37 protein-coding genes are annotated in these 24,737 nt (G+C 59.8%); 36 read left to right on the forward strand and 1 reads right to left on the reverse strand.

The features are described from left to right. Window positions 1–68: 68 nt before the first annotated feature. The 8 genes from ASD46_RS13660 (at window position 69) to ASD46_RS13695 (ending at window position 6,219) form a co-directional block, all read left to right on the forward strand. Window positions 69–440, forward strand: coding sequence for a hypothetical protein (locus tag ASD46_RS13660; RefSeq protein ID WP_060642433.1), 372 nt, complete (start codon window positions 69–71; stop codon window positions 438–440). Beyond that, window positions 433–1,278: a ParB N-terminal domain-containing protein gene (locus tag ASD46_RS13665; RefSeq protein ID WP_060642434.1), complete on the forward strand. Its 846-nt coding sequence runs from the start codon at window positions 433–435 to the stop codon at window positions 1,276–1,278. The genes ASD46_RS13660 and ASD46_RS13665 overlap by 8 nt, the downstream gene beginning before the upstream one ends. Then, window positions 1,275–1,739, forward strand: coding sequence for a hypothetical protein (locus ASD46_RS13670; RefSeq protein WP_060642435.1), 465 nt, complete (start codon window positions 1,275–1,277; stop codon window positions 1,737–1,739). Before ASD46_RS13665 ends, ASD46_RS13670 begins: the two co-directional genes overlap by 4 nt. Then, window positions 1,736–3,754, forward strand: coding sequence for a transposase domain-containing protein (locus tag ASD46_RS13675; protein ID WP_060642436.1), 2,019 nt, complete (start codon window positions 1,736–1,738; stop codon window positions 3,752–3,754). The genes ASD46_RS13670 and ASD46_RS13675 overlap by 4 nt, the downstream gene beginning before the upstream one ends. Before the next feature lie 77 nt (window positions 3,755–3,831). Further along, complete coding sequence (locus ASD46_RS13680) at window positions 3,832–4,863, forward strand: AAA family ATPase (protein WP_060642437.1); 1,032 nt, start codon at window positions 3,832–3,834, stop codon at window positions 4,861–4,863. Then, entirely contained in the window at window positions 4,860–5,186 is a 327-nt protein-coding gene (locus tag ASD46_RS13685; protein ID WP_060642438.1) for a hypothetical protein, read from the forward strand. Before ASD46_RS13680 ends, ASD46_RS13685 begins: the two co-directional genes overlap by 4 nt. After that, the gene (locus ASD46_RS13690; protein WP_060642439.1) at window positions 5,170–5,532 is read left to right on the forward strand and encodes a hypothetical protein; all 363 of its coding nucleotides are present in this window, start codon (window positions 5,170–5,172) and stop codon (window positions 5,530–5,532) included. Before ASD46_RS13685 ends, ASD46_RS13690 begins: the two co-directional genes overlap by 17 nt. A gap of 33 nt (window positions 5,533–5,565) precedes the next feature. After that, the gene (locus tag ASD46_RS13695; protein WP_060642440.1) at window positions 5,566–6,219 is read left to right on the forward strand and encodes a DUF3164 family protein; all 654 of its coding nucleotides are present in this window, start codon (window positions 5,566–5,568) and stop codon (window positions 6,217–6,219) included. A gap of 12 nt (window positions 6,220–6,231) precedes the next feature. On the opposite strand, the gene ASD46_RS13700 is transcribed toward ASD46_RS13695, so the two are convergent. Then, complete coding sequence (locus ASD46_RS13700) at window positions 6,232–7,002, reverse strand: hypothetical protein (RefSeq protein ID WP_156390058.1); 771 nt, start codon at window positions 7,000–7,002, stop codon at window positions 6,232–6,234. Window positions 7,003–7,103: 101 nt separating this feature from the next. On the opposite strand from ASD46_RS13700, the gene ASD46_RS13705 reads away from it, so the two are divergent. The 28 genes from ASD46_RS13705 (at window position 7,104) to ASD46_RS13840 (ending at window position 24,526) form a co-directional block, all read left to right on the forward strand. Further along, window positions 7,104–7,307, forward strand: coding sequence for a hypothetical protein (locus ASD46_RS13705; RefSeq protein WP_060642442.1), 204 nt, complete (start codon window positions 7,104–7,106; stop codon window positions 7,305–7,307). Next, on the forward strand, window positions 7,297–7,560 hold the full coding sequence (locus ASD46_RS13710) for a hypothetical protein (RefSeq protein WP_060642443.1): 264 nt from the start codon (window positions 7,297–7,299) through the stop codon (window positions 7,558–7,560). The genes ASD46_RS13705 and ASD46_RS13710 overlap by 11 nt, the downstream gene beginning before the upstream one ends. Then, window positions 7,544–7,738, forward strand: coding sequence for a hypothetical protein (locus tag ASD46_RS13715; RefSeq protein ID WP_060642444.1), 195 nt, complete (start codon window positions 7,544–7,546; stop codon window positions 7,736–7,738). Before ASD46_RS13710 ends, ASD46_RS13715 begins: the two co-directional genes overlap by 17 nt. Continuing rightward, complete coding sequence (locus tag ASD46_RS13720) at window positions 7,735–8,385, forward strand: regulatory protein GemA (RefSeq protein WP_060642445.1); 651 nt, start codon at window positions 7,735–7,737, stop codon at window positions 8,383–8,385. The genes ASD46_RS13715 and ASD46_RS13720 overlap by 4 nt, the downstream gene beginning before the upstream one ends. Further along, complete coding sequence (locus ASD46_RS13725; protein ID WP_060642446.1) at window positions 8,385–8,600, forward strand: hypothetical protein; 216 nt, start codon at window positions 8,385–8,387, stop codon at window positions 8,598–8,600. Before ASD46_RS13720 ends, ASD46_RS13725 begins: the two co-directional genes overlap by 1 nt. Then, entirely contained in the window at window positions 8,590–8,961 is a 372-nt protein-coding gene (locus tag ASD46_RS13730; protein WP_060642447.1) for a sigma factor-like helix-turn-helix DNA-binding protein, read from the forward strand. Before ASD46_RS13725 ends, ASD46_RS13730 begins: the two co-directional genes overlap by 11 nt. Before the next feature lie 108 nt (window positions 8,962–9,069). Further along, window positions 9,070–9,813, forward strand: a complete 744-nt coding sequence (locus ASD46_RS13735) for a TIGR02594 family protein (protein ID WP_060642448.1) — start codon at window positions 9,070–9,072, stop codon at window positions 9,811–9,813. Between the two features lie 38 nt (window positions 9,814–9,851). Further along, complete coding sequence (locus ASD46_RS13740; RefSeq protein WP_323455127.1) at window positions 9,852–10,181, forward strand: cell wall anchor protein; 330 nt, start codon at window positions 9,852–9,854, stop codon at window positions 10,179–10,181. Between the two features lie 2 nt (window positions 10,182–10,183). Further along, entirely contained in the window at window positions 10,184–10,702 is a 519-nt protein-coding gene (locus ASD46_RS13745) for a hypothetical protein (protein WP_060642449.1), read from the forward strand. Next, a complete protein-coding gene (locus ASD46_RS13750; protein WP_060642450.1) occupies window positions 10,699–10,923 on the forward strand; it encodes a TraR/DksA family transcriptional regulator in 225 nt (74 codons plus the stop codon). The genes ASD46_RS13745 and ASD46_RS13750 overlap by 4 nt, the downstream gene beginning before the upstream one ends. Continuing rightward, window positions 10,920–11,294 carry a DUF2730 family protein gene (locus tag ASD46_RS13755; protein ID WP_060642451.1) on the forward strand — a complete coding sequence of 125 codons (375 nt, stop codon included), beginning with the start codon at window positions 10,920–10,922 and terminating at the stop codon, window positions 11,292–11,294. Before ASD46_RS13750 ends, ASD46_RS13755 begins: the two co-directional genes overlap by 4 nt. Then, the gene (locus tag ASD46_RS13760) at window positions 11,291–11,611 is read left to right on the forward strand and encodes a hypothetical protein (RefSeq protein WP_060642452.1); all 321 of its coding nucleotides are present in this window, start codon (window positions 11,291–11,293) and stop codon (window positions 11,609–11,611) included. Before ASD46_RS13755 ends, ASD46_RS13760 begins: the two co-directional genes overlap by 4 nt. Before the next feature lies 1 nt (window position 11,612). Next, window positions 11,613–12,278 (forward strand): phage protein Gp27 family protein, encoded by a 666-nt coding sequence (locus ASD46_RS13765; RefSeq protein ID WP_060642453.1) that lies wholly within the window; start codon window positions 11,613–11,615, stop codon window positions 12,276–12,278. 237 nt (window positions 12,279–12,515) lie between these two features. Continuing rightward, window positions 12,516–14,126, forward strand: a complete 1,611-nt coding sequence (locus tag ASD46_RS13770; RefSeq protein WP_323455129.1) for a hypothetical protein — start codon at window positions 12,516–12,518, stop codon at window positions 14,124–14,126. After that, on the forward strand, window positions 14,126–15,745 hold the full coding sequence (locus ASD46_RS13775) for a DUF935 domain-containing protein (RefSeq protein WP_060642455.1): 1,620 nt from the start codon (window positions 14,126–14,128) through the stop codon (window positions 15,743–15,745). The genes ASD46_RS13770 and ASD46_RS13775 overlap by 1 nt, the downstream gene beginning before the upstream one ends. A gap of 119 nt (window positions 15,746–15,864) precedes the next feature. Further along, on the forward strand, window positions 15,865–16,962 hold the full coding sequence (locus ASD46_RS13780) for a phage minor head protein (RefSeq protein WP_156390060.1): 1,098 nt from the start codon (window positions 15,865–15,867) through the stop codon (window positions 16,960–16,962). Between the two features lie 10 nt (window positions 16,963–16,972). Next, a complete protein-coding gene (locus ASD46_RS13785) occupies window positions 16,973–17,482 on the forward strand; it encodes a phage virion morphogenesis protein (RefSeq protein ID WP_060642457.1) in 510 nt (169 codons plus the stop codon). Window positions 17,483–17,555: 73 nt separating this feature from the next. Beyond that, complete coding sequence (locus ASD46_RS13790; RefSeq protein ID WP_323455128.1) at window positions 17,556–18,638, forward strand: phage protease; 1,083 nt, start codon at window positions 17,556–17,558, stop codon at window positions 18,636–18,638. Window position 18,639: 1 nt separating this feature from the next. Continuing rightward, window positions 18,640–19,029: a hypothetical protein gene (locus ASD46_RS13795; protein WP_060642458.1), complete on the forward strand. Its 390-nt coding sequence runs from the start codon at window positions 18,640–18,642 to the stop codon at window positions 19,027–19,029. A gap of 9 nt (window positions 19,030–19,038) precedes the next feature. Next, entirely contained in the window at window positions 19,039–19,932 is an 894-nt protein-coding gene (locus ASD46_RS13800) for a Mu-like prophage major head subunit gpT family protein (RefSeq protein WP_060642459.1), read from the forward strand. Between the two features lie 127 nt (window positions 19,933–20,059). Further along, the gene (locus ASD46_RS13805; RefSeq protein ID WP_060642460.1) at window positions 20,060–20,506 is read left to right on the forward strand and encodes a hypothetical protein; all 447 of its coding nucleotides are present in this window, start codon (window positions 20,060–20,062) and stop codon (window positions 20,504–20,506) included. Between the two features lie 140 nt (window positions 20,507–20,646). Beyond that, a complete protein-coding gene (locus ASD46_RS13810) occupies window positions 20,647–20,916 on the forward strand; it encodes a hypothetical protein (protein WP_060642461.1) in 270 nt (89 codons plus the stop codon). 64 nt (window positions 20,917–20,980) lie between these two features. Then, a complete protein-coding gene (locus tag ASD46_RS13815; protein WP_060642462.1) occupies window positions 20,981–21,418 on the forward strand; it encodes a gp436 family protein in 438 nt (145 codons plus the stop codon). After that, entirely contained in the window at window positions 21,418–21,996 is a 579-nt protein-coding gene (locus ASD46_RS13820; RefSeq protein WP_060642463.1) for a hypothetical protein, read from the forward strand. Before ASD46_RS13815 ends, ASD46_RS13820 begins: the two co-directional genes overlap by 1 nt. A gap of 8 nt (window positions 21,997–22,004) precedes the next feature. Further along, window positions 22,005–22,187, forward strand: coding sequence for a DUF2635 domain-containing protein (locus ASD46_RS13825; RefSeq protein ID WP_060642464.1), 183 nt, complete (start codon window positions 22,005–22,007; stop codon window positions 22,185–22,187). Beyond that, window positions 22,187–23,674, forward strand: a complete 1,488-nt coding sequence (locus ASD46_RS13830; protein WP_060642465.1) for a phage tail protein — start codon at window positions 22,187–22,189, stop codon at window positions 23,672–23,674. The genes ASD46_RS13825 and ASD46_RS13830 overlap by 1 nt, the downstream gene beginning before the upstream one ends. A gap of 16 nt (window positions 23,675–23,690) precedes the next feature. After that, on the forward strand, window positions 23,691–24,053 hold the full coding sequence (locus tag ASD46_RS13835; protein WP_060642466.1) for a phage tail tube protein: 363 nt from the start codon (window positions 23,691–23,693) through the stop codon (window positions 24,051–24,053). Further along, a complete protein-coding gene (locus tag ASD46_RS13840) occupies window positions 24,053–24,526 on the forward strand; it encodes a hypothetical protein (protein WP_060642467.1) in 474 nt (157 codons plus the stop codon). The genes ASD46_RS13835 and ASD46_RS13840 overlap by 1 nt, the downstream gene beginning before the upstream one ends. The last annotated feature ends 211 nt before the right edge of the window (window positions 24,527–24,737 follow it).

A 24,737-nucleotide genomic window follows, 5' to 3' on the forward strand; every position in this document is an offset into this window, starting at 1 on the left:
CCGGTCCCCACCGCCCCGGCATCGATCTGCCGCAATACCGTCGCCGCGCGACGAACCCGAGGTTTTCGATGGTAAATCCGTATTCCGATGAAGAGCGCCTGCAGGCGATGGTGGCGTCCAGCTACCGCGCCACACGCTCTCACTTCAATCACCTTCCCCTTCGTCACATCATCGATCCCCCTGCCGAAATGTTCGATGCGAAGCTTGCCCGCCAGCTGGCGATCTATGTGCTTCATGTCGATTTCAACGTGCCGCGCCGTCGCCTGGTCGTCTTGCTCGGCGTGGCCCGCTGGACCGTCATGCAGGCGGTGCGCATCGTCGAGGCGCGACGCTTCGAACCGGTATTTGACAAGGCTTACGAGCGGATTGCCGCGCGGGCGAAAGACAACTTCATGACCATGCTGCACGAGGCGGCCGGACAGGACGCGGCATATGGCTGAGTTCATTCGCGTTGCCGTAACCAGCATCCATATCGGCGAGCGCCTGCGCCCGATCGACATGGATTACGTCGAGGCGATTGCCGCTTCGATGTCAGAACACGGGCAGATCAGCCCGATCATGATCCGCAAGACGCCTGCGAGAAAGGGAACTCCTTTCACTCTAGTTGCAGGCGGCTATCGCACTACCGCCGCAACGTTGCTCGGCTGGACAGAGATCGACGCCATTGTCGTTAAGGCCGACGCCGTTGAAGCGCAGCTGCTCGAAATCTCCGAGAACCTCTATCGCAACGAGTTGAACCCACTCGATCGCGCCATCTTTGTCATGAAGTACCGCGAACTGTGGGAGGAAAAAAACGGCGCGATCAAACGTGGCGGCGATCAGAAATCAAACCGTAACGATTACGGTTTGATTTTCTCCGGTGGGCGGGAGCTTTCCGAGCGCGTCAAAGAGCGCTTCGGCTTCGGCCAAAGCACCTACGAAAAGGTGACGAGCATCGGGAAAAATCTCGATCCGGTGCTAAGGCAGGCGGTTCGCGGCACAACGGCGGAAAACGATCAATCGCAGCTTCTGGCGCTGGCAAAGCTGCCTCGTGAAGACCAGGTGAAAGTTGCCGCCGCACTCGCACACGAACCGGATGTGAAGAAGGTTCTGGCCTTCACCAAGCCCCCGGCTCTGGTCGCCACGCCTCCCGTTCCTTCTCAATCCACCATCCTGACGAAACTGATCGCCGCCTGGGACGAGGCGAGCGACGAAACCCGCGAAAGCTTCCTTGAACACATCGGCATGTCTGACACGCCGGATGCGCTTATGGCCGCGATCCGCGAGGAGGCAGCATGAGCAGCAAACGCGATCCCAACCAGATGGACTTTTTCAAAGAGACAGTTTTCCCGGTGCGCTCTGCATCGGAACGTCTCGATATCGACCGCTTCCGTTCGACCTTGAAACGCGAAATGGCCCGTGCCATCCGCGAATGCCAGTATGACCGCGACACGATCGCGGCACGCATGGCCTACTATCTCGGCCTGGACAAGGTCTCGAAGTCCGCTCTCGACAGCTACACCGCCGAAAGCAAGACGGCCCACGACATCAGCATGCCGCGCTTCAAGGCGTTTGTCCGCGCCACCAACGCCTTCTGGCTTTGGGATGTCGTTGTTTCCGATGACGGCCTGTTGCTGCTCGAAGGCGACGAGGCCCGCCTCGCGGAAATGTCCCGCATTCGGCAGGAGCAAAAGAAGCTCGCCCAGGAACTGAAAGTTCTTCAGGCGACGCCAGTGCACATTCGTCGGGTGCGCAAATGAAGAAAGAATGGTTCACGTCCGCCGAACTGGCTGAAGCAGCGCTTCCCGGTATGCCGCAGTCGCGCAAAGGCATCGATCTTTTTATTGACCGCTCTGGCGTGCGGTCCACCGCGAAGGCCCGCCCGAAGGTCGGTCAGGGCGGCGGGTTTGAGTACCATTATTCCTTCCTGCCTCCGGTGGCGCAGGCGAAGCTTGCTTTTCTCAATGCGGACCCGACCGATCCGCGCCCGACAAAGCTTTCAAAGATGCTTTGGGACCGGTTTGAAGCCCTTTCGGATGCCCATAAGGCCATCTGCAAAACCCGCTTTGGTGTCCTCACCGAAGTTGAGGAACTGCGGGCCTCGGGCATCAGCATGAAACATGCCGTCGCCCACGTTACCCGCAAGGCCGATATCGTGCCGGCAACCTACTACGAGTGGCGCAAGATGATCGAAGGCCATTCCCGCCAGGACTGGCTTGCCGCACTCGCCCCGGCGTTTTCGGGCAGCGCCAGCGGTGAAGCCGCCGATGTCACCCCCTGCCACCCGGAAGCATGGAAAATCCTGAAATCCGACTTCCTGCGGCCAGAGCGCCCGTCGTTTAGCGCCTGCTATCGCCGCATGATGATGGTGGCCCGCGACCAGAACCTGTCACCGATCCCTTCGGAACGTTCCTTACGCCGCCGCCTGGATGCGGAAGTGCCAAAGGCTGCGCAGATCATCGCCCGCGAAGGCAAGGACAAGGCAAAGCAGCTTTTCCCCGCCCAGAAGCGCACGGTTTCTCATCTACATGCAATGGAGATCGTCAACACCGATGGTCACCAGCTCGACCTGTTCGTGAAGGCACCATGGTCGGAACCCCCCGTGCGTGTGATCCTGATCGGCATTCAGGATGTCTATTCCCGCAAGGTGCTTTCGTGGACGCTCTCCGAGGCCGAGACATGGGAAGCGGTTCGCACCTGCATCGGTTCGATGATCGAAAACCACGAGGGCATGCTGCCCTATCACATCTATATGGACAACGGCCGTGCCTTTGCGGGCAAGATGATTTCCGGCGGCGCAAAGACGCGTCACCGATTCAAGGTCAATGAGGACGATGTTGCCGGCCTCCTGAAAACCCTCGACATCGAGCCGCATTTCGTGAAGCCGCGCTCCGGTCAGTCGAAGCCGATCGAGCGCGCCTGGCGCGATCTTGCCGAGGAAATCTCCAAGCATCCGTCGATGTCCGGTTGCTACACCGGCAACAAGCCAGAGGCGAAGCCAGAAAACTACGGCAACAGCGCCATTCCGCTCGAAACGCTCCAGCGCCATGTCGCACATTGCGTTGACGAGCATAATCACCGACTGAACCGCACCACGGAAACCGCCAACTGTCGCAGTTTCGCGCAGACGTTCGACGCTTCGATCGCGGAGCCGTCCACCATCATTCGTTATGCCAGCATGGCGCAGCGTTCGCTCTGGATGCTGTCTGCTGTGGCCATCACCGCCCGTAAGCCGGACGGCGCGATCCACATGCACGGTAATCGCTACTGGAATGCGGTGCTTAACGAGTGGATCGGCAAGAAGCTGACGGTTCGGTTCGACCCGGCCGACCTGCATAAGCCGGTCAAGGTCTACGACCCGGAAGGCCGCTTCCTTTGTGATGCCGACTGCCTGGCTAAAACCGGCTTTGCCGATACGGGTGCTGCCCGTCGCCAGGAGAAGGCACGCAAGACGCACGTCAAAAACCTTCAGGCCGTGGCCAAGAGCAATGCGGCGCTCTCACCGATGCAGCTTGGCGAGATCATGGAGAAAGGCCGGAAGGCCGAGGCCGCGAAGCGTCCGCAAACGCCGGTTCGTTCCGTCGTCACGCGCCTCGTCACCGGCAACCTTGCACATGCGCCGGTCGAGACGGTCAGCGCCGATCAATTCGAAGACAGTTTTGCGCGTGGCCTCGCCCGAGTGGCGGGCGGGGAAAGCGCGATCATCCAATTCCCCACCGGGAATACCGAGGCAGGCGGCAAGCCTGCCCGCAAAAGAAGAGCCGAGAAGTACTGAGTACGGTTCCAGTCCAACAGGGCGAAAAAAATGAGCGACCCGAAGGCCGCCCCGCAATTGAACAAAGGAACCCTAGCATGAAAAAGACCACCAACACAAATAGCGTGTGGGAACAGTCTCAACCGACAATCGAGTTTACCGCAAAGCATCCTGCTTCCGACGTTGATGAATGGCGCAAGCTGACATCGCGGATGGTTGACGCTGCGACGGAATTTGGCTGGACGAAAGCCGAAGTGTCCCGCCGCACCGATGTACCAGACGGCACGTTGTCGCCGTGGTTTGGCGGCAAATATCTCGGCGTCTTGGCGAACATCAACCAGAAGGTTGCCAACTGGCTCGATGCGCTCGACGCGAGCCAGAACATGGCGGCCACAATGCCGGTGTCGCCTCCATTCCAGCGCACGGCGGTCGGGATGGACGTTTACAACGCCCTGCTGTTTGCCCAGGTGACATCCGGTTTCATCCGCGTCACGCTGCCCGCAGGCTCCGGTAAAACCACCGCTGCAAAGCACTTCCTGAACACGCGGCCGCACGTCTTCATGGCCACACTTAGCCCGAGCACCAAAACCGTTCACGGCATGCTCGTTGAACTTTGCGCGGCACTTGAAGTGCATGAGCATAACCCCGCGCGGTTCGTCCGCTCGATCGGCGCCAAGCTGAAACGTGTCGGTGAAGGCTCGCTGTTGATCATCGACGAGGCACAGAACGCCGTGCCAGAAGCCGTCAACCAGTTGCGCCACTTCGTCGATAACGACCATTGCGGCGTTGCCCTGCTCGGCAATGAGGATACCGCCACGGCCTTCATTAAGGACGTCGGGCGTTCAGTTGCAAGCCGCGCGCAGGTGCTTTCCCGGTTTGACCGACAGGTCAGGACGGCGCGCAATCCGGCTGCAGACGCTGAAATGCTCATCAAGGCGTGGGGCGTTGAGGAAGGCACCGATTGCGCCACCTTCCTGAAAGGCATTGCCAGCAAGCCGGGCGCGCTGCGCCAGATCGATCGCACCATGAAAGCCGCCTCCATGCTTGCCATCGGAGATGGCGAGGAAGGTGTGCGTCTGGAGCATCTTCAGGCCGCCTGGAAGAACCGCGACATGGGAGACAGCCTATGACGCCGGAAATTCCCGACCTGAAATCTCATCTGGATTACCTCGCGGGCATCTTCGCGGAAGCCAAAAAGATGACGCCGGACGAAAAACTGACGCTGGACGCGGAATCCGCCCAGACCGTCCTGAAAACCCTTCGCGCCCTGTCACAGCAGGCCGGCCATCTTGAGCTGGAGCTTTCCATTCTGCGCGACAGCGAGGCCGGAAAGCTGCTCGCAAAGACGGCCGAGCAGCTCGCCACAGGCGAACTCACCGGCCTTCTGAAAAAGGCCGAAGGCAACATCATCCGCCCGAACTTTGGAGGAAAGAAGAATGACGGCGAAGCCTGAATGCGTTTCCGATTTTCTGCATGAGTTGCAGCGCGACCTGAATAGCGTCGTCGCGCAGCACGGTTTGATCCATCTCGATCGCGTCACGTCCGCCAGCTTCATCGTTCACCTCGGCCGGATAGCCGATCTGGCGCGAAAGCTCGAAAACGCCTGGTCGCAGGCGGAGTGGAACCGCCGCGCGTCTGAGGATCGCGTCAAGCTGCTCTCCGACATGAACGCGATCACGGCCGAGGTCCTCGGCCTTATGCGGCCCGATACCATGGACGGCGGCAAGGTCGTCCAGTTCCGCCCCAAACCCTCCAATGCTCCTGCACCTTTCGCGCCGTCCGGTGGCGACGCGGCCTGATCCCCTTTCACATTAAATTATGAGGTTGAACAAATGCAGTCTGTAATCCTGGAAGAAACCAGCAAGCCTGGCGTCACTGTCATCAACGGCCGCGAGTTCATGCACAACGCCAAGGGAGGTCTCGATCCGATCGGCAACGTCAAGGATCAGTACAAACTTGAAGACCAAACGGTGCGCAAGTGCATCGAGTTTGCGCTGAACCTGAATGCGCAACTCTCCCGCTTTCGCGGCCATACAGCGGCGGACCTTTCCGCACTGGACGCGCTGCTTGGCGAAAAGTACAACGTGACCATCGGCGGCAAGAAGGGCAATCGCACCTATCAGACCTATGACGGCCTGATGAAAATTCAGGTGCAGGTGTCGGACCTCATCACCTTCGGCCCCGAGCTTCAGATCGCAAAGCAGTTGATCGACCAGTGCCTGACGGAATGGAGCGCCGACAGCCGCCCGGAAATTCAATCCATCGTCACCCGTGCGTTCAATACCGAAAAGGAAGGTCAGGTGAACCGCGCTGATGTCTTCATGCTTCTGAAGCTGAAGATCGAGGACAGCCGCTGGAAAACGGCCATGGAAGCTATCCATGATGCGATCCGTGTCACCGGCTCCAAGGAATATGTGCGGTTCTACAATCGCGAAAGTCCTGATGCCGACTGGCAGGCCATCACCATCGATCTGGCGAAGGCCTGAAATATGGTCCGCTTAGCTAACACTGATATCGTGCTTGCTCGCGATCTCTTCCATCATCGTTATCACTTCGGGCAAGAGTACCGTCATCTCAAAAAATGGACCGTAGCAATCATCAAGACGCTGTCGCACTTGACGGTTGGGCAAGTTGTGGAAGCCACGCCCAAAGTGATTTTCGAGAGTACGCAAAAATTCCAAATCATTCTCGACGAGCTTTTTGAGGTATGCGACCTTGTAAGCGAGCATCCCGGGAAAAAGCGCACTACCAACCACAAATTGCTCCCTGTTAAGGGCTTCGAGGGTGTCTCTGTAAGCCGTTCCAACCAGCCAAGAATTGTTCAAAAGTTCCTCTTTTTGCAGTTCGAAAGTGTTTCTAGAACGAACCGCCTTTTCAGCGGTGTCCAAGTAGTATTTGACGCTACAAAGGCTCCGAACAGTGGGGTTGAGTGCTCTCTCGAGCGCGTTTTTGTTTCCTTCTCGAGCGTGACGCATCGCCTCGTTGTGACGGTCTGCCGCCTCGCGATCCGTCGACCTCATTTGCACAATGGTAATGACGCCGGCTGCCAGAGCGAGAATGCCGCCTACCAGCCCTTGGAAGTCGTAAAGCCAGCGTCGAATAGGTGGCTCGCTCTTTCCCACAATGGCCTTCGGCAGAAACTCTGCCGCGCGGTCTATCATCGATGGTTTGCCAGGAACGGTGACGTAAATCAGGCCGTAAATTACGCAAACCGCAATAGTTATGATGACAGCTGTTTGGATTTGCCCCCGACGACGTTCACGTATCAACTTAAGCCCCCTCCGGTGGTTTCGGGAAAACAATCATCCACGTCTGGAAAGGAATTGCATTTTCTCGGTTGGCTGAAAAGCGAGCCGGCGGGGCTAAGGGCATGAGTTACGACTATATCCGCAACTATTACGGGATTGAGATCACCGTAAACTGGCTTGTCCGGCACACGGTGACGGGCCGCTACGGCAAGATCAAGCCCGAAGGCCGCGAGCATCGGCACTACGTAAAAGTGCACTTCCACGGCGACAACCACTACAGCAATTGCCATCCGGCCGAGTTGGAGTTTGTCGCCCATGACGAGTAAGCGGCAAATCCCTGCGGCCTTCGCGAAAGGCTACGTGCTCTGCTCTCCGTCCGGAAAGCTTCAGCCGAAAACATGGAGCGAGACCGCCGCCAAGGCGATCGCGTCCAAGTACCGCAAACGTGAGACCTGGGAAAAGGCGCAACGTCGCGGCTGGTCCGTCCAGTTGGACTACGTGCGCTTTTTTGTTCCGGTCTTCAAAGCCACCTACACAAACACCGAAATCAGCGAGGCCTACGATGCCGAGGACATTTGAACCCGACCAACTGCTGACGGCGCTGATCGACGCATTCCTGAAAGACGGTCATTTTGTTCACGCGAAGGACGGCAAGATGTTCGTCCTGGTCGTGACCGAGGAAGAGGACGAAAGCCGCTCTTCCGAGTTCTGCCTTACCGACATCGCAGCCCACGCGGCGCAGAGGATGTCGAAATGAGCAAGACCATCGCCGACATCAAGATCGAGCAGAAGAAACTCGGCCTGGACGATGACACCTATCGCGCCAAGCTGCACATTCTGACCGGCAAAACATCCATCAAGGACATGACGGAAGTCGAGCGTCAGAAGGTTCTTGTCAACTTTCGCGGCACTGTGATGCGACCCGCCCCGGTTCGCCAGGACGGCCGTGACGGCAAGCGCAAGCTTTCCGGCAAGTACCTGCCGAAGATGCGGGCGCTCTGGATCGCCTGCTACAATCTCGGCGTCATCGACGATCGCCGTGACAGTGCCTTGGAAGCCTTCGCCATGGGCCGGCAGCTGCCGGACATTTCCGACATGCGTTTTGTCCATACAGCGAGCGACGGCGCCAGCGTCGTTGAGGCGCTGAAGGGCATGCTTGCGCGCGTCGGCGTCGCCTGGGCTGATCGGATGCCTTGTGAGCCTTACGAGAAAAGCCCCGGTTACAAGACCGCCCGCGCACAGTGGGCGATCCTGCATCCGGCCGAGCCGAACGCATTCTGGCAGGCCGTTACACACATCACCAATGAAAGCATCAGCTATCGGAATTTGAGCGATGCCGAGTGGATCACGGTCATGAACCATTTCGGGCCGCAGGTTCGCCGCCAGAAGAAGGCCCAACAGTGATGACCGGGAACGTCGCTCCCCAGAATGGCATGCCGCTCTTTGGCTGGCCGGACCAGCGGGAGATCGATGTTCTTCAAAACCGGCGTGACCAGCTGGCGGAAAGGATCGCCAGGCTGCCACGCTTTTCACACCGACGTATCGAGCTGGAAGCACGCCTGCGGGCGCTGACCGAAGAGCAGCTCATCATTTCGAACAGGATTACCCGTGGCCGATGATCTCACCCTTGATCTGTTATCGACGCTTGGCGAAGACGGCTTCTTCTCCCTGGTCGAAGCGCATGCCGGCGTCAGGCTTTATGTTCCTGCCGATCCAGAGCGCAGTGAACTTCCTTCGACGATTGGCGTTGATGCTGCATACCGTCTAGCCAAAGCCTATCCGGGCGGATATATAAGAGTTCCTTTGGCACGCGAGTTTCGCGCCCGTCGTTATGTCGATGCCGAAATGAGCAACCGCGATATTGCCAAACGTCTCGGTTTGACGGAAAGCGGTGTTGAAAGACTTTTGAAGCGCGCCCGAAAACGGGAGCCGCTTAAGTCCAGGCGAAAGACAGACCCCCGCCAGATCGAAATGTTCTAAAGGCCCGCCCGCCACGGCGGGCCTGATTTGTTTCAGGCCCAAACTCTAATTTGCCCCCATATCGGCCCGCGCGATCTCCGCCAGTTGCCACCATGACGGGGCTTTCCTTTGACCACCCAGACTTTTGATGAATGGCTGATCGACCGCCTGCGTGTCGCCGGCGCTTATGGCGGCATTGCGGACGGCGTTCATGGTCGCGAGGTTATCGCAGCGCTCCTGCGTTTCCAGCATGCGGCAGGACTGAACGAGACCGGCCGCGCCGATACTGCGACCGTCAACCTCCTTCGTGGCGTAAAGAGCAAAAACCCGAGCAGCACGCTTGTCGTTCACGACAAGGTCGTGGTTCCGGCTGAGCCGGTCTGGATGCGCGAGGCCCGCCGCTTCATGGGCCTGAAGGAAATCGCCGGCTCAAAATCCAATCCAACCATTATGGGCTGGGCCAAGAAGCTCGGCGGCTGGGTCGCAAGCTTTTTCACCGATGACGATATTCCCTGGTGCGGTCTGTTCATCGGCAATCTTATCGCCACCACTCTCCCCAAAGAGGCGCTCCCTGCAAATCCTCTCGGCGCTTTGAACTGGAAGAAGTTCGGCGTCGAAAGCCGGATTGCGCGCGGCGCGATCCTCGTCTTCGAACGCAAGGGCGGCGGCCATGTCGGGATTTATGTCGGCGAGGACCGGACGCACTACCACGTCCTGGGCGGCAACCAGAACAATTCGGTTTCGATCACCCGTATCGAAAAAGGCCGCCTCGTCACTGGCGGTATTCGCTGGCCCAAGACGGCCGACGCGCCGATCGGCGGCAAGGTCGAGCTTTCCAGCACCGGCGCGCCGGTCTCGAAAAGCGAGGCCTGACGGAAATGCCCCTCCAACCTCCCGTCATCAAAAGGACCATGATGTTCAAGTCTGTCTTTGTCGCGGTCGCTGCAACGCTTGCGTTGTCGGCCTGCCAGTCCACCGGATCGATCGATAGTGCGATCCACAAAAATTTGCCGCAGGTTTGCTCTGCCGCTGCGACCGCGCATAGCGCTTTCGTGGTTGTCGCGAGCACCGGCAACATCAAGCCCTCCGTCGTCGCCAAGGAAAAAGCCGCTTGGGACGTAGCGGACGTGGTCTGCCGTGACCCTTCGTCCGTCACCGCTGCGAACGCCCTGGTGAAGGTTGCCGAGGCCTATGCCGCCATCACGCTCGCCTTGCGCGACGCCAGAAAGGTTGAGGGCTGACCATGACCAGGTTGTTTTATTATCTTGCCGGCCTAGTGGCTTTCGTCTGCATCAGCTGGTTCATCCTGACGCCTGCCTTCGCCCAGGAGGCTGGCGCTGTCATCGCGCCGTCTTCCCTCTGGTATGACATTTGGACGATCGTGCAGCCGGTTGTCGTTTTGCTCTTTTCGACCGTGGGGCCGGTGCTTGTCGCCTGGATCAGTGCCCGCGTCATTTCGCTCCTGAAGATCACGGACGAAAAGCAGCGCGTCGATATCGAAAGCAAGCTGCGCGATGCCCTGCATCAGTCGGCTACGAACGCCGTTCGGTTTGCCCTGGCGAAGGCCGGCGTCATCCACATCGGCGGGCATGTTAGCGAAACAATCATCGCAGACGCCGCAAAATACGTCATCGAAAAGAACCCGGACGCGATCGCGAAGCTTGGCGTCAACGCCAAGGCTTTGAACGAAATCATCATGTCCAAGCTGCCGGAGATGATCCAGGGTGTCAGCGTCCGCCAGTCGGTGGAGACCCCTAGATGAACTTCGGTGGAAACGCCGCGCTCGATCTGGCCGAGAAGCGCACAGAAGAAGAACGTGAGGCAGCGATCGCCGCTGCCTCACGCGCGTTGCGCACGCCGGGAACGATCGAATGCGAAGACTGCGGCAACGATATCGCCCTCGAGCGTCGCCTCGCATTGCCATCTGCCACCCGCTGCATCGCCTGTCAGACCCTTTTTGAAAAGGAGGCATCGCGGAGATGACCTTAGATTTAACGTCCGTCGCCGCACTGGTGGCGCTTGCCCTTGGTCTGCTCAATCTTTTCGCGGCGATCCGGACTTTGCTTTCTGCAGGCGAGAAGAAGCTCGACGAACGTCTGGGCAAGGTTGAAAGCAAGGCCATCGAGTATGACCGCCGCATCCAGTCTCTCGAAAACGAGGTCAAGCACCTGCCGGACCGAGACACCACGCACCGCATCGAAATGACCATGACGCAAATCATGGGGCGTCTGGATGCCCAGGACGCTGCTCTGGCGGGGCGATTTTCAGCAATGGACGAACGGTTGAAACCGATCCAGGCGATCGGCGAACGCCTTCAGGACGTACTTATCGAACAGGCGAGGAATGTAGCATGACGGGCTTGGGCATTGATTATGCCGAAATGCAGCGCGAGGAAGCGCGCCTCATTATTTTGAAGGAACTGTCGGTCCAGGCGAACGAAAGTTTGTCTTCGAGCATGATGGAACCAGCACTACGCGTTTTCGCCATTTATCAGGACCGCCCGTGGATACACCAGCAGCTCGACTGGATGGCGAACATGGGTGCTATCACCGTCATGAACGCCGGAACGGTCAAGATTGCCACGCTGCTGCCGGCAGGCTGGCATCATCTTCGTCGCGAGCATTTCATTGACGGTATCAAGCGGCCATCGCCTTTGAAGCGGGATGTCTAGGATGGCAAAAGCACGCGGCCGTCTTTCAGCAATCGATCTTCTGCCCGAGGAATGCAGTGATACGATCTCCTGGGCATCGCAGGCACTTGCCGACCGTGATCGCAGCCAGCTCGACATTTATGCCGAGTGGAAAACAAAGCTGATCGCGCTCCAGGGCGAAATCGGTCTTGATTTCGATATCCCGTCATTTTCGGCATTCAACCGCTTCGCCATTCGGCTCTCCCAGATGACGCGCCGGCTAGAACAGACGCGCGAGATCGCCGCCACAATTTCCGAGCGCATGGACGCGGCCGGTTCCGACGATCTGACCCTGATCGCGGCCGAGGCGATCAAGACGCTGATTTTCGAGCTGCTGCAATCTGCCGGCGATGCGGGCATTTCCCCCAAGGGAGCCATGGAGCTGGCGAACGCGCTGCGCGCTGCCTCGGCCGCCCAGGTCGCATCGTCGAACCGCCGCCTGAAGCTGGAAGCTGAAGAGAAGGTCCGCCGCATCGAGGCCGACATGAAGGCCAAGGCGGAACAGGCGCTGGACGTGCTTTCCAACGAACCCGGCATTTCGAAAGAGGCTATCGCGCGCGCCCGTCGTGACTTCCTCGGCGTGCAGCCGAAAGCGAAATCCGTTCCTGAAGTGTCTCCGGACACTGAGAAGAAGGATGGCGAGCAATGACCGTCACCCTTCCGAAAGACCCATGCACCAGGTGCGATGGCACAGGGCGGGCCATCAGGCGGATCAACCGCCGACGCGACGGCAGCATTTCCAGCACCGTCTATGACCTGAAGAACGATTGCCGGTCCTGCAAAGGGACCGGTCTTGCGTGCATGGAGGAACAGCGTGGCTGAAGCCTTGCCCGGTTTGCCGCAGGGCAAATGGACCGACCCGCCAGTACTTCCGATCGATCCGGCCATGTTGCCGGTCGAATTGCCTCGTGGTGCCGATATTCCGGCCGATCTCGACCCGCTGGCCGAGGGCGTGCTTATGGCGCACCAGGCCGAGTGGCTTGCCGACGACAACATCCTGAAGGGCTGCGCCAAGGGCCGACGCACGGGCATCACTTTCGCCGAGGCGCTCGACGCGACCCTGATTGCCGCCGCCCAGCGATCAGCAGGCGGGCAGAACTATTTTTATATTCCCGACACCAAGCCCAAAGGCCGGGAATTCATCGGCTATGCCGCGCATTTCGCGAAGACCGTCGCCAAGGAACTGCTGACGATCGAGGATGGTATTTTCTTCGATCAGCGCGACGACGGCACCACGAACGCGATCTCCAGCTATATCATCCGCTTCAAGTCCGGTTTCCGCATCGAGGCGCTTTCTTCCCGTCCGGAAAACATTCGCGGTCTTCAGGGCACGGTCTGCATCGACGAAGCCGCCTTCCACCGTGATGTTCGCGCCGTCATTGATTCCGTCGCCGCACTTCTGATCTGGGGCGGCAAGGTCCGCATCATTTCCTCGCACAATGGCGTCAGCAACCCGTTCAACGAACTGATCAAGGAAGCGGAGGCCGGAAAGAACGGCTTCAACTTCCACACCTTCACCTTCGGCGACGCGGTCAAGAACGGCCTGTTCAAACGCGTCTGCCTGATCAAGGGCGAAGAATGGTCACAGGAAAAAGAAGACGCCTGGGAAGCGAAAATCCGTTCGGCCTACGGCACGCGCACCTCCAAGATGAAACAGGAGCTGGACGCAATCCCGGCCGAGGCGGAAGGATCGGCACTGACCCGCGTCCTGATCGAGCGCTGCATGAGTGCCGATCTGCCGGCCGTCATTCGGTGGGACCGGCCGGACGAGTTCAAAAACCTCGACGATTTCGAGCGCGCCGAACAGGCTGAAGAGTTCTGTGAAGGCCTCTTGAAGCCGCTTTTAGACCGGCTCGACAAAGACCGCGAACACAGCTTCGGTGAAGACTTCGCCCGCTCCGGTGACAAGACGGCAATCGTGGTCTTCGAGATCGGGCCTGATCTCATTCGCCGTGCTCGCCTGATCGTCGAACTGAAGAACATCCCGTTCGACCAGCAGCGCGATATTCTCTTCTATGTCGGCGATGCACTGCCGCGTCTGATCGGCGGCGCGCTCGATGCGCGAGGCAACGGCCAATACCTTGCCGAAAAGGCCCGCCAGCGCTGGGGGGAATGCATCCATGAAGTGATGCTTTCGGCCAAATGGTACGCAGCCAACATGCCGGGTTATATAGAGGCATTCGGCGACAAGAGCGTACTGTTTCCGAATGACGCCGACGTTCTCGCCGATCACCAGGCGCTCGCCTACATCAACGGCATCATCAAGGTTCCGGACGAACACTCGACCAAGGGCGCTGACGGTTACGACCGCCACGGTGATACCGCGCCCGCCGGCGCGCTTGCTTGGTTCGCCTCCAATCAGGAGGCCATTGCCTACGAGTACGAGACCAACCGCAAACCCAACAATCCGATGCAGGGCCACAATGGCGGCCCGCCGATGCATGATGAAGACCGCCGTGGCGGGTCTGTCGATGTCTACCTGAGAGGATCGCTCTGATGGCGAAAAAGAAGAAGCAGAAGATTTCTCGTCACCTCGCCAGCTCCATGAGGGATCAGGACGGCAAGGTCGTCAGCGCGGCCGATTTGACGGAAGAAGTTGCCGGCGCACAGGTGGGCGGGGTTCGCCAGTGGATTTCCGGTCACCCTGCCGATGGCATGACGCCGTTGAAACTCGCGTCCATTCTGCGCGCCGCAGACCAGGGCGAGGTAGAAGCGTATTTCGAGCTGGCCGAGGACATCGAGGAGCGCGACAGTCACTACCTCGCGCAGCTCGCCACGCGCCGCCGATCGGTGGCGCAGCTTCCGATCACCGTCACGTCCGCGTCGGATAGCGCTGAACACAAGAAGCACGCCGAGTTCCTGCGGGATTGGATTGAGACAGGCGTGCTGCGTTCCTCTCTCTTTGACATGCTAGATGCGATCGGCAAGGCAATCTCTGTTCTGGAGACAGATTGGCACCACAAGAACGGGAACATTCTGCCGCGTGCACTGGCCTGGCGAACACAGCGCTGGTTCACTTTCGACCGGACAGACGGAGAAACCTTGCTGCTGCGCGAGGGCGTTGCGGGTGAGCCGCTCATTCCGCACAAGTTCGTTGTCCATCGCTCCAAGGCGAAGTCGGGCTTGACCATCCGGTCAGGCATCGCCCGTGTTGCCGTCTGGCTCTGGATGTTCAAGAGCTTCACCGTGAAAGACTGGGCGGTCTTCGTACAAAACTACGGCCAGCCGATCCGGATCGGCAAATATGGTCGGGGCGCAACCGAGCAGGAAAAGGATGTCTTGTGGCGGGCGGTCTCCGGCATTGCCGGCGACTGCGCGGCCATCATCCCCCGCGAGATGCTGATCGAGTTTCACGAGGTCGGCTCGAAGAGCAGCTCGACGGACATGTTTGAAAAGCGGGCGGACTGGTACAATCGCGAGATTTCCAAGCTGATCCTCGGCCAGACGACAACGACGGACGCTGTTTCCGGTGGCCATGCCGTCGCCAAGGAACATCGCCTTGTCCAGGAGGACATTGAACGTTCCGACGCGCTTGACGCATCCGACACGCTCAATGCGCAGCTCGTGCCTAATATCATCGCCTTCAATTTCGGCCCCCAGGACGAATACCCCAAAATCCACATCGGCCGTCCGGACGAAGTGCCGCTGAAGGATTTTGCCGAGGCTTTCGACAAGCTCGCCAAGCATGGCTTGACGGCCGAGGCCAGCTTTCTCCGTGACCGCCTCGGCATTCCGACACCTGCGGCCGGAGCCGATCTTGTGGGCGGACGTATCGAGACAGTCGTTCCGCCCGAGGACAAGCCACAGCCGAAACCGCTGACCGCGAAGCAAAGCCTCGATCGGCTCTTCGCCTCGGCGCATTCCCGCGAGGAACCCGATCTGCTGGAAAAGCTGACCAATCGCCTGGAGAAGGACGCGGCGGCGGCCATGGACGGCATGATCGACGAAGTCCGCGAGATCCTGTTTTCGGCCACGGATCTCCGAGACGCGGCGCGCAAACTCGCGGATCTCAAATTGTCGGCCGAGGATCTCGCGGAAGCCATGGCGCGCGGCATGACGATGGCACACCTGATCGGGCAGGCCGCACTCATCGATGACCTCAAGGGGCAGTCATGACAGGAGGCCCGCTGGCGCGCTTCAGGGGGCTTTTTGCGGCATCCGTAGCTTCAGGCCCGAAAAACGCTTCCACGGCCTTTAAACCGCCTTCAATTTTTAAGCCGTTGGTCGTTGCTCTGATGGCGACGACGGTGGGCGCGATCAATCTGCCGTTTGATGAGGCGATCGACTTCCTTCGCCAGAAAACTGCCATCCCGACCGAAAGCCATCGCGATGTTTGGGACGCGGCCCATTCGAAGATGTTCATGGTGGCCGGCGCAAACAAAAAGGCGCTGGTCGAGGATTTTCAGGCTGCGATCGTCAAAGCCGCCGAACAGGGCCTGACGCTCGAAGATTTCCGCGCCGACTTCGATGCGATCGTCGCGCGCCACGGCTGGCAGTACAACGGTTCGCGCGGTTGGCGCTCCCGCATCATCTTCGAAACCAATCTCAGCACCGCCTATGCGGCCGGCCGCTACGCCCAGATGTCGGCTCCGGAGACGCTCGAAGCGTTTCCCTACTGGATGTACAATCATTCCGGCGCGCTGCATCCGCGCCTGGAGCACAAGGCATGGGACGGCGAATGCTACGAGGCCACCGATCCTGTCTGGGCAAAAATGTACCCGCCAAACGGCTACCGGTGCGGTTGCTTCGTGACGCCGGTGTCTCGTCCTGGTCTTCGCCGCCTCGGTAAATCCAGACCCGACACCCCGCCGAACCTTGACCAGCTCGGCACGGATCAGCCGCGGGGCATCGATCCGTCCTTCGCCTACAATCCCGGCGCTGCGTGGCTGACGCAAACCTCGCCTGGTCTGAAGGCGGTCAGCGCCGACCAGGTGCAGGTCGCTGCGTTCGTTCAATCAGCGCTGAAGGGCAAGTGGCCTGATGGTGCCTGGACGCCGGTTGCGACCGCCAACAAGGCGACGGGAACCGCCCTCGATGTCGCTGCCGGCACCGAAATCCGCCTGACGGCCGACACTATCCGCAGCCAGGCGCAAATAGTTGAAGCTCTGACGCCCGACGCGATCGGCGTCATTCCCGGCCAGCTCGTCCAGTCCGGAAAGCTGCTGCGCGATAATCGTGGCCGGCCAGCTTTCGTGGGCGAACATGACGGCGTCTTCTATCGCGCCGATGTCGATATCGTCATGAAGGCCGATCGCAAGACGGTTTACATGACCTCGCTCCAGCGCGTGAGCCGCTCTGATCTGACCGACGCCTTCGGCTCCGGCTGGCAGTGAGGTTCCCGGCATGAGCGGCGCGTTAATCTCGATCACGGCACAGGTTCTCGATTCGGAAGTCCGGCGCAGCTTCCGCCAGCTCCAAGGGCTGATGACGGACACGACGCCGGTCATGCGCGCGATCGGCGTCGGGCTTGTCGGCTCGACGCATATGCGCTTCGTCACGCAAACCGATCCGGACGGCCAGGCGTGGCAAGCGCTAAACACGGGATATGCCGAGGGCAAGCGCAATTCCCGCATCCTGACCGAGAGCGGCCGCCTGCGGAACAGCATCAATGCCAGGGCAAGCAATGACGAGGTGCAGGTGGGCACCGATGTCATTTATGCAGCCGCTCACCAGTTCGGCGCGACGATCGTTCCAGTGCGGGCAACGCATCTTTGGTTCCGGATCGGCGGGAACCTTATCAAAGCCGACAGTGTTACCTTGCCCGCGCGTCCCTTCCTCGGTATATCGTCGGATGACGAAGCGATGATCGCCGAAACCGTCTTCGGTTTTGTGAGCCGCTATTCCCCCCGCTGAAATTCTCTCTCCTTCAGGCCCGCCCGCAGGCGCAGGCATGAATTGAATTTTGCCCGCATGGCATATCGGGACCATGCGAAACCTGATCTCGACCACTATTGTTGCACTTCATTCGGCCTCGGCTGTGCCGGTCTCGACCCATATCGTCGCGTTGCAGTCGGCCGCCACGGTGCCCGAATGGCTGCACGTTCTGCCGACCGGCCGCTTCTCCGGCGTCGATGGTCGCGGCCCTTATGTTCTGGACAATGCCGACGCCCTGATCTCGGCATTCAATGCCGAAGGCAAGAAGCTGCCGGTCGATGAGAACCATTCGACCGACCTTGCCGCAAAGCAGGGTTTTTCCGCGCCTGCCCGTGGCTGGCTGACAGCACTTGAACGCCGTGACGACGGTGTCTGGGCAAAGGTCGAGTGGACGCCTGACGGCCTCGCGATGATGCAGGGCAAAGCCTACGGCTACATTTCCCCGGTTTTCACCCACAGCGCCAAAGCTCCCTTTGCGGTTCACAAGCTGCTGCGCGTGGCGCTGACCAACGATCCCAACCTCAACCTGAAATCGCTTCACTCTCAAAATTTGGAGACCACCATGGATTTGGAAGCTCTCCGGAAGGCGCTTGGCCTGCCGGAAACCGCAGATGAGGCCGCGATCCTTGCGGCGCTCACTGCGGCTCACTCTGCCCAGACTGCCCATGCGGCCCTGATGTCGAAGCTGGCGGAAGTCGCCGGCGTCGAAGTAACGGTCGGTGCTGACGCTCTCGTTACGGCCCTTCAGGCGAAAACGACGCCCGCGACCAACGTCGAGCAGGAAAACGCCGATCTGAAAAATCAGGTCAAGTCGCTCAATACTCGCCTTGAGACCCTCGTCACCGATACGGCGAAGGACAAGGCCACAACGGTGATCGACGCCGCGATCGCCAAGATGCAGGTCGTTCCTTCTCTCCGCGAGCACATGATCGCCCGCCATATGAAGAACCCGGCCGAGGTCGAAGCGGAGCTGAAGGTCATGCCGTCGCTGAACGCCGGCGGCCTCGGTAACCGTCAGCCGCCGAAGGAAGGCGAAACCGCAACCAGCGAAGAGCTTCATGTGGCCTCCCTGATGGGCGTCGATCCGGAAGCCTTCAAGAAAGAGCACAAGTCGCTCTTCGGAAAGGACATGTGACATGACGGCTACCGCTGACATTCGCCGCAAGACCCGCCCCGGCAACTCGTACGGTTACCCCGTTCTCAGTGGCGTCCGCATTTTCGGGGGCACGATGATCGGCGTGACTGCCGCACTCGCTGCTGTCCCGGCCGCCCACGCCTCTTGCGTGGCGCTGATCGGCTTTGCCGAGGAAGCTGTTGACAACCGCGATGGCGCGACCGGCGATCGCCTGATCAATGCCCGCAAGGAAGTTACCCTTATCCCTCTGGCGGGAGCGACCCCGGCCGATATCGGCAAGACGGTCTACGCCTCGGCCGACGATACCTTCACGCTCGCCGCCGGCGCATTGCTGCCGGCCGGAAAAATCGATGCCATCGACGCTGACGGCGTCTGGCTGAAGCCCCTCTAAGGAACCACGATGGATATTAACGTCGCCAATTTGCGGGGCATCTACACCTCGCTTTCCACCATCTTCAATCAATCGATGGGTACTGTCACGCCGTTCTACCAGAAGATCGCGATGACGGTGACTTCCACCACCTTCGCCAACCAGTACCCGCGCCTGGACGATCTCCCCGGCTTCCGCGAATGGATCGGTGACCGTGTCGCCCATGATGTCGGCGCGACGCTTTATCAGATCGCCAACCGCGATTTCGAAAAGACCCTCAAGATCAAGCGCAAGCAGATCGAGGACGACCAGATCGGCATCTTCACGCCGGTTGCGGCACAGTTCGGCCAGGACGGCGGCGCATTCCCTGACAGCCTGGTGTGGCCGCTGTTCAAGAAGGGCGAAACGACGCTCTGCTATGACGGCCAGTATTACTTCGACGCCGACCACCCCGGCTATAACGAGCAGGGCAATGTTATCTCGGTTTCGAACTTCACCGATGGCGCCGGCCCAGCCTGGTATCTGATCGACGATACGCAGGTTCTTAAACCCATGGTCTGGCAAATCCGCAAGCCGATCAAGCTGACGCAGATGTTCGACGAAAAAGACCCGAACGTCTTCTGGAAGGCAGAATATGTCTGGGGTGCAGACACGCGCGGCAATGCAGGGTTTGGCCTCTGGCAGCTTGCCTACAAGTCGAAAGCCACCCTCAACGTTGAAAACTACACGGCCGCCCGTGCCGCCATGCAGAACATTCGCCAGCGCGACGGCCAGGTTAAGGCCATTCGTCCGACTGTTCTTCTTGTGCCGCCGAACCTCGAAGCGCAGGCCCGACAGGTTGTCGAAGCTGCTTTGATCAACGGCGGTGAAACCAACGTCTGGGCGAAGACGGCTCGCGTGGAAGTCATTCCGCACCTTGCCTGACCTCAAGGGTCGAGCGTTCCACATCGCTCGATCGACCGCCAGCAATCATCCTCCCGATTGCTGGCGGGTTTCCGGAAAACGGCCACATCCGCCGCTTTCCCGAAACCCGAAGCCCAAGGAACCACACATGTCGAAAATCCAGATCATTTGCTCGAAACCGGGCATTCGCCGCAACGGTATCGAGCATCCCGCCCAGGCGGTTTATGACGCCGGCCACTGGACGGAAGAACAGCTCGCCGCGTTCCGCGCCGATCCCGCCTTCATCGTCCAAGAAGCCGCAGGTAGTGCCGCCTCCAGCGATGACATCTCGGCCGCCGTTAGTGCCCGCGTCGAGATCGAGCGCCGGAAACTTCAGGAAAGCTTCAATCAGGCTGTTGCAGACGCCGTCGCTGATAAGCTCGCTGACGCGAAGGCGAACCACGACAACGCAATGGACGAACTCGGCAAGAAGCTGAAGGCAGCTGAAGGGAAAGTCGCCGCATTGGAGGCCGCCCAGGCAGCCGCCTCGGAAAATCAGCAGCCCGCCACCGAGGCGGGCGGCGATGGCGACGGCAAAAAGACCGGCAAGAAGTAATTCCTGACGGGAGCGCCGCGAGGGGCTGGCGGACCGGATTAGGTTGCCGGACCAATCGCCCCGAAGCCCACCGATGGTCTTGAAACTCCGCCATCGGCAACAGCGGCAAAACCCTGAAGCCAACCCAAGAGGAAATCTGCATGACACGACGTTACGGCTACTTCAGCCTCGCATTCTTCGCCTGCATCACCGCGTTCTCGACGTTCGCCAAAGACACTGTCGTCTTCGCCCGGAACCTCGTGCGCTTCGTGGTGCACGCCGTGGCCAAGCCTGCGGCCTTCCTCTGGGCACATCTCGCCCTGCCGAAGGTCTCCAGTTTCAAGGTCATCGGCAAGCTGAAGGACATCTATCGCGAAAGCTGGCTGACCAGCGGCCAGTCTCTGCACTACCGCCGCTGGATTTACTGCTGATCGAACTGACTTTTCCGGGGCTGGCCTTCGGGTCAGCCCTTTTCCCCACTGGAGAGACTTTGCCATGTACGCCACCGTCACCGACATGATCGCCCGCTTTGGAGAGGTGCAGATCGTGCGCCTGTCCAATCCGGAGGATCGGGTCGCCGAGACGCCGAACGTGGAAAAGGTCAACACCGCGCTGATCGACGCCAGCGAGCTGATCAACAGCTACATTCGCGGGCGCTACCTGACGCCGATCGCCAATCCCCCGAAAGACCTTGTGCGCGCCACCTGCATCCTTGCCCGTTACGATCTGGCCGACACGGAGCGCTCCAGTCCCTCGGAGGAAATGGCAAAGGGGCGCGCCGAGGTCATCAAGTGGCTGGAGAACGTGGCCAAGGAAATCGTACACCTGGATATTCCGTTGGCATCGCCCACAGGCGGCAACGCGGTTGGCTCCGGCCCGCGCATCGCCGATCGTGAACGCATCGTCACCTTCGACACGTTGAGGGGCTTCTGATGGATACGTTTCCCCTGATGCCAATCCGCAACCAGGAGCCGCTGATCATCGAGCGGCTTCGGATCGCGTTTCCGGAGAAGATTTTCACGATCGAGCGCGTACCGCAGGTTTTGAGCATCAAGCAGTTCACCAGGATCGCGAACCAGACGCCTTACATCGGTCTCGCCTGGACTGGCATGAAGCCGGACGCTGACAATGGCCGCATGCTGAAGGGCAACATGCTGTGGCGGTTGATCCTCGTAAGTGCCGTGTCAAGTGGCCTTGAAGCCCGCCTTAAAGGCGACAAGTACGACATCGGCATGGACGCCATGGTCGATGTCGCCTCAGTGCTTCTCCAGGGCGTCAACTTCGATGGCCAGGGCGTCACTAGCGTAACGCTTGCCAACAGTGTGATTGCCGATGGCTGGAGCGACGACAACGTCGCGATTGCCCAGGTCGATTTCACCTTCAGCTTCGCATGCCGTGCCGCTGCGACCGGAAAGATGCAGCTCGACGACTTCAAGGCCCTTGGCATCACCTGGTCCGTCAACGGCTCGCCCGACACCGTCTCCGACGAACTTCAACCACCCCAGGAGTAAACCCGGCCATGGCCACCCAGAAAATTCTCATCGCGGCCGAGGGCCGCACGGTCCACCTCCCGGATGGCTCTGAATGGCCGAAGGAAGGTTTGCACGATCCGGACACGCATTTCACGCGCCGGCGCATTGCTGACAGCGATCTGATCGAAAAGCCGCGTGAGCCGGCCAAAAAGCCTGAAGGAGACAAATAATGGATTTCAACGAAATCCCCGTCGATCGCCTCGAACCTGCGACATTGCTAGAAATCGGGCCGAACTATCGCAACGTCGGCATTCTGCCGTGGCCCGAGAAGGCCTTCATCATTGGCCAGAAGCTTGCCACCGGGACGCTTGCTGCCGGCGTGATCCAGGAAGTTACCCGTGCCGATCAGGCCGTGGCGCTCTTCGGCCGTGGGTCGATTGGCGCGGAACAGGTTGCCTACTTCAAAAAGGCGAACCGCAACACGCCTCTGTTCGTCATCGCTGCCGCCGACGCCGGCGCTGCGGTGAAGGCAACCGGCACCTTCACCTTCGCCGGTTCGCCCTCTAGCTCCGTCGTCCTGCGCTTCAAGATTGGCGGCCGGCAAGTCCGCATGACCGCGCTGTCCGGCGATGCCGTCGCGGCTCTTGCGACCAAGCTTGCCGCAGCCATCAATGCCGATCTCGACATGGTAGTGACCGCGTCGGCCGCAGCCGGCGTCGTGACCGTCACCTCCCGGCATGGTGGGGAGGTCGGCAATGAGATCGATCTGCGCGTCGATACCAAGGTTCAACCGCTTCCGGCCGGTCTGACTTGCACTGTCGTCGCCATGGCGGGCGGCTCTGGAAATCCAGATGTGCAGCCGGCGCTCGATCTTCTTGTCAGCACCTGGGCAACCAAGCTGACGCATCCATGGTCCGATGCGACCAACCTTGCCAAAACGGCCGAGTTCCTTCGGGTGCGTTATCTCGCGACATCCAAGCTCGATTGCCATGGCTTCGTGTTCATGGGTGGCACTTACGGCCAGCTCACCACCTTCGGCAATCTGACGAACTCGCCGTTCCTCACGACGGCAGGCCTCAAGAGAAGCCCGACGCCCTCCTGGGCGATGGCCGCTTCGGCAATGGGTATAGCGTCGTTCCACCTGACCAACGACCCGGCCCGCCAGTTGAAGTCTCTCGTCCTGCCAGGCGTCGAAGCCCCAGACGAGGCGGATCAGTTCCTCGACGAGGAAAACGATCTGCTGCTGCGCAACGGCATTTCCACCTTCGACTGCCTGTCGGATGGTGCGGTCACCATCTCGCGCATGATCACGACCTACAAGAAGACAACGCTCGACATCGCCGACCGCGCCTGGCTGGACATCATGGTGCCGGTTACCATGAGCCGCATCCGTTATGACTGGTCTGTCTACATCAACCTGATGTACCCGCGCTCCAAGCTCGTGGATGATGACAGCGACGCGTCGTTCGCCAGCCGCCAGGACGATGACCAGGCCCCCGGCACAGCCGTAGTGACGCCCAAGCGCATGGCTGGCTCCTGGGCGGCTCGATGTAAGCTCTATGGTGAAAAGGTCTGGATCGAGAACGTGCAGCGCACCCTCAAGGAAAGCGTCTTCCAGCGTTCCACGTACGATCGCAACAGGCTCGAAAGCCGCCAGCAGGTGGTCATCGTCGGCAATCTCATGGTCTTTGCCGGCCGTATCGAATTTCAGGTTTAACAGGAGCTTTTGAACGATGACACAGGTATTGGGCATCGTCGATATCATCTGGCGGGGGCGTAACGTCCCCGTCGAGAAGGGCGCAAAACTGCGCATCGGCGGCATCAAGAACAACGCAGTGACCTACGGCCGCAAAGTCGGCCGCGCCCAGGAGTACCAAGGGTCGCAGATCACCGCCACGACCAACCTCGAACGCGGCCAAAGCCTCGGCAACCTGCTGGACCCCGGCGAAGGGGAACTGCAGGTGCTTTGCGACACGGGGCAGACTTACGTGTTCAACGACGCGTTCCTGGTCGATGATCGCCCCGAGGTCACGGGCGGCGAGGGCGGCAAGATCGAACTCAAATGGGCAGCATCTTCGCCCGAGGAACTTCTCTGATGGGTACTCCAAAGAACATCTCTATCGACCTCGACGAAGACGCAGCTCACCAGGAAATCGTTTCGAGCACGGAAACCGTTCTCGATGAGGACACCGGCGCGGACCTCTCAGAAGACATCATTGATGAGGATGCCAAGGCCGATTCGAAGTTGCCGAAACGTGCGCGTCCAAACGCAAATGGCTCGGTCACGCTTCCGCTCTTTCAGGAAGTCAAATTCAACACCAAGAAGGATGGCCAAATCCGGGAACGTGTTTTCACGGAGCTGGTCTTCCATCGCTTCAACGGCGCTGACCTGCGGGCCATCCAGTCGACCAGCGACGCGAAGGCGACGATCGTGACGTTTTCGCGATCGACCCGCATTTCCGAAATGGTGATGGACAAGTTGTTCGATAAGATGGATGGCGTCGATATCGCAGACGGCGGGAGGATCATCGAGACTTTTTTGACGAGTGGTCCGAAGACTGGCCGATAATGGTCGGGGGTCTCGCTGATGGCTCCGGCTTCAGCGCAGACGAGATCGAGGCCATGACGATCGATAGGATACGGTTCTGGTGGAACTGCATCATGGCATACCGAAAGAGTGTTAGCGAACTCTCCGAAACTTAATCAGGCCCGCCCGTCATGGCGGGCCTGATCTTTTTCGCGCGCGCGTGAGAATTTCCGCTTTATTCTCAAGCGAGGCG

The organism is Rhizobium sp. Root491, assembly GCF_001427205.1.
Lineage (GTDB): Bacteria > Pseudomonadota > Alphaproteobacteria > Rhizobiales > Rhizobiaceae > Agrobacterium > Agrobacterium tumefaciens.

Excerpts from the sequence above, each read along its gene's own strand:
- ASD46_RS13660 (WP_060642433.1), top strand. The coding sequence starts at position 69 with ATGGTAAATCCGTATTCCGATGAAGAGCGCCTGCAGGCGATGGTGGCG.
- ASD46_RS13665 (WP_060642434.1), top strand. The coding sequence starts at position 433 with ATGGCTGAGTTCATTCGCGTTGCCGTAACCAGCATCCATATCGGCGAG.
- ASD46_RS13670 (WP_060642435.1), top strand. The coding sequence starts at position 1,275 with ATGAGCAGCAAACGCGATCCCAACCAGATGGACTTTTTCAAAGAGACA.
- ASD46_RS13675 (WP_060642436.1), top strand. The coding sequence starts at position 1,736 with ATGAAGAAAGAATGGTTCACGTCCGCCGAACTGGCTGAAGCAGCGCTT.
- ASD46_RS13680 (WP_060642437.1), top strand. The coding sequence starts at position 3,832 with ATGAAAAAGACCACCAACACAAATAGCGTGTGGGAACAGTCTCAACCG.
- ASD46_RS13685 (WP_060642438.1), top strand. The coding sequence starts at position 4,860 with ATGACGCCGGAAATTCCCGACCTGAAATCTCATCTGGATTACCTCGCG.
- ASD46_RS13690 (WP_060642439.1), top strand. The coding sequence starts at position 5,170 with ATGACGGCGAAGCCTGAATGCGTTTCCGATTTTCTGCATGAGTTGCAG.
- ASD46_RS13695 (WP_060642440.1), top strand. The coding sequence starts at position 5,566 with ATGCAGTCTGTAATCCTGGAAGAAACCAGCAAGCCTGGCGTCACTGTC.
- ASD46_RS13705 (WP_060642442.1), top strand. The coding sequence starts at position 7,104 with ATGAGTTACGACTATATCCGCAACTATTACGGGATTGAGATCACCGTA.
- ASD46_RS13710 (WP_060642443.1), top strand. The coding sequence starts at position 7,297 with ATGACGAGTAAGCGGCAAATCCCTGCGGCCTTCGCGAAAGGCTACGTG.
- ASD46_RS13715 (WP_060642444.1), top strand. The coding sequence starts at position 7,544 with ATGCCGAGGACATTTGAACCCGACCAACTGCTGACGGCGCTGATCGAC.
- ASD46_RS13720 (WP_060642445.1), top strand. The coding sequence starts at position 7,735 with ATGAGCAAGACCATCGCCGACATCAAGATCGAGCAGAAGAAACTCGGC.
- ASD46_RS13725 (WP_060642446.1), top strand. The coding sequence starts at position 8,385 with ATGACCGGGAACGTCGCTCCCCAGAATGGCATGCCGCTCTTTGGCTGG.
- ASD46_RS13740 (WP_323455127.1), top strand. The coding sequence starts at position 9,852 with ATGATGTTCAAGTCTGTCTTTGTCGCGGTCGCTGCAACGCTTGCGTTG.
- ASD46_RS13745 (WP_060642449.1), top strand. The coding sequence starts at position 10,184 with ATGACCAGGTTGTTTTATTATCTTGCCGGCCTAGTGGCTTTCGTCTGC.
- ASD46_RS13750 (WP_060642450.1), top strand. The coding sequence starts at position 10,699 with ATGAACTTCGGTGGAAACGCCGCGCTCGATCTGGCCGAGAAGCGCACA.
- ASD46_RS13755 (WP_060642451.1), top strand. The coding sequence starts at position 10,920 with ATGACCTTAGATTTAACGTCCGTCGCCGCACTGGTGGCGCTTGCCCTT.
- ASD46_RS13760 (WP_060642452.1), top strand. The coding sequence starts at position 11,291 with ATGACGGGCTTGGGCATTGATTATGCCGAAATGCAGCGCGAGGAAGCG.
- ASD46_RS13765 (WP_060642453.1), top strand. The coding sequence starts at position 11,613 with ATGGCAAAAGCACGCGGCCGTCTTTCAGCAATCGATCTTCTGCCCGAG.
- ASD46_RS13770 (WP_323455129.1), top strand. The coding sequence starts at position 12,516 with ATGTTGCCGGTCGAATTGCCTCGTGGTGCCGATATTCCGGCCGATCTC.
- ASD46_RS13775 (WP_060642455.1), top strand. The coding sequence starts at position 14,126 with ATGGCGAAAAAGAAGAAGCAGAAGATTTCTCGTCACCTCGCCAGCTCC.
- ASD46_RS13780 (WP_156390060.1), top strand. The coding sequence starts at position 15,865 with ATGGCGACGACGGTGGGCGCGATCAATCTGCCGTTTGATGAGGCGATC.
- ASD46_RS13785 (WP_060642457.1), top strand. The coding sequence starts at position 16,973 with ATGAGCGGCGCGTTAATCTCGATCACGGCACAGGTTCTCGATTCGGAA.
- ASD46_RS13790 (WP_323455128.1), top strand. The coding sequence starts at position 17,556 with ATGCGAAACCTGATCTCGACCACTATTGTTGCACTTCATTCGGCCTCG.
- ASD46_RS13795 (WP_060642458.1), top strand. The coding sequence starts at position 18,640 with ATGACGGCTACCGCTGACATTCGCCGCAAGACCCGCCCCGGCAACTCG.
- ASD46_RS13800 (WP_060642459.1), top strand. The coding sequence starts at position 19,039 with ATGGATATTAACGTCGCCAATTTGCGGGGCATCTACACCTCGCTTTCC.
- ASD46_RS13805 (WP_060642460.1), top strand. The coding sequence starts at position 20,060 with ATGTCGAAAATCCAGATCATTTGCTCGAAACCGGGCATTCGCCGCAAC.
- ASD46_RS13810 (WP_060642461.1), top strand. The coding sequence starts at position 20,647 with ATGACACGACGTTACGGCTACTTCAGCCTCGCATTCTTCGCCTGCATC.
- ASD46_RS13815 (WP_060642462.1), top strand. The coding sequence starts at position 20,981 with ATGTACGCCACCGTCACCGACATGATCGCCCGCTTTGGAGAGGTGCAG.
- ASD46_RS13820 (WP_060642463.1), top strand. The coding sequence starts at position 21,418 with ATGGATACGTTTCCCCTGATGCCAATCCGCAACCAGGAGCCGCTGATC.
- ASD46_RS13825 (WP_060642464.1), top strand. The coding sequence starts at position 22,005 with ATGGCCACCCAGAAAATTCTCATCGCGGCCGAGGGCCGCACGGTCCAC.
- ASD46_RS13830 (WP_060642465.1), top strand. The coding sequence starts at position 22,187 with ATGGATTTCAACGAAATCCCCGTCGATCGCCTCGAACCTGCGACATTG.
- ASD46_RS13835 (WP_060642466.1), top strand. The coding sequence starts at position 23,691 with ATGACACAGGTATTGGGCATCGTCGATATCATCTGGCGGGGGCGTAAC.
- ASD46_RS13840 (WP_060642467.1), top strand. The coding sequence starts at position 24,053 with ATGGGTACTCCAAAGAACATCTCTATCGACCTCGACGAAGACGCAGCT.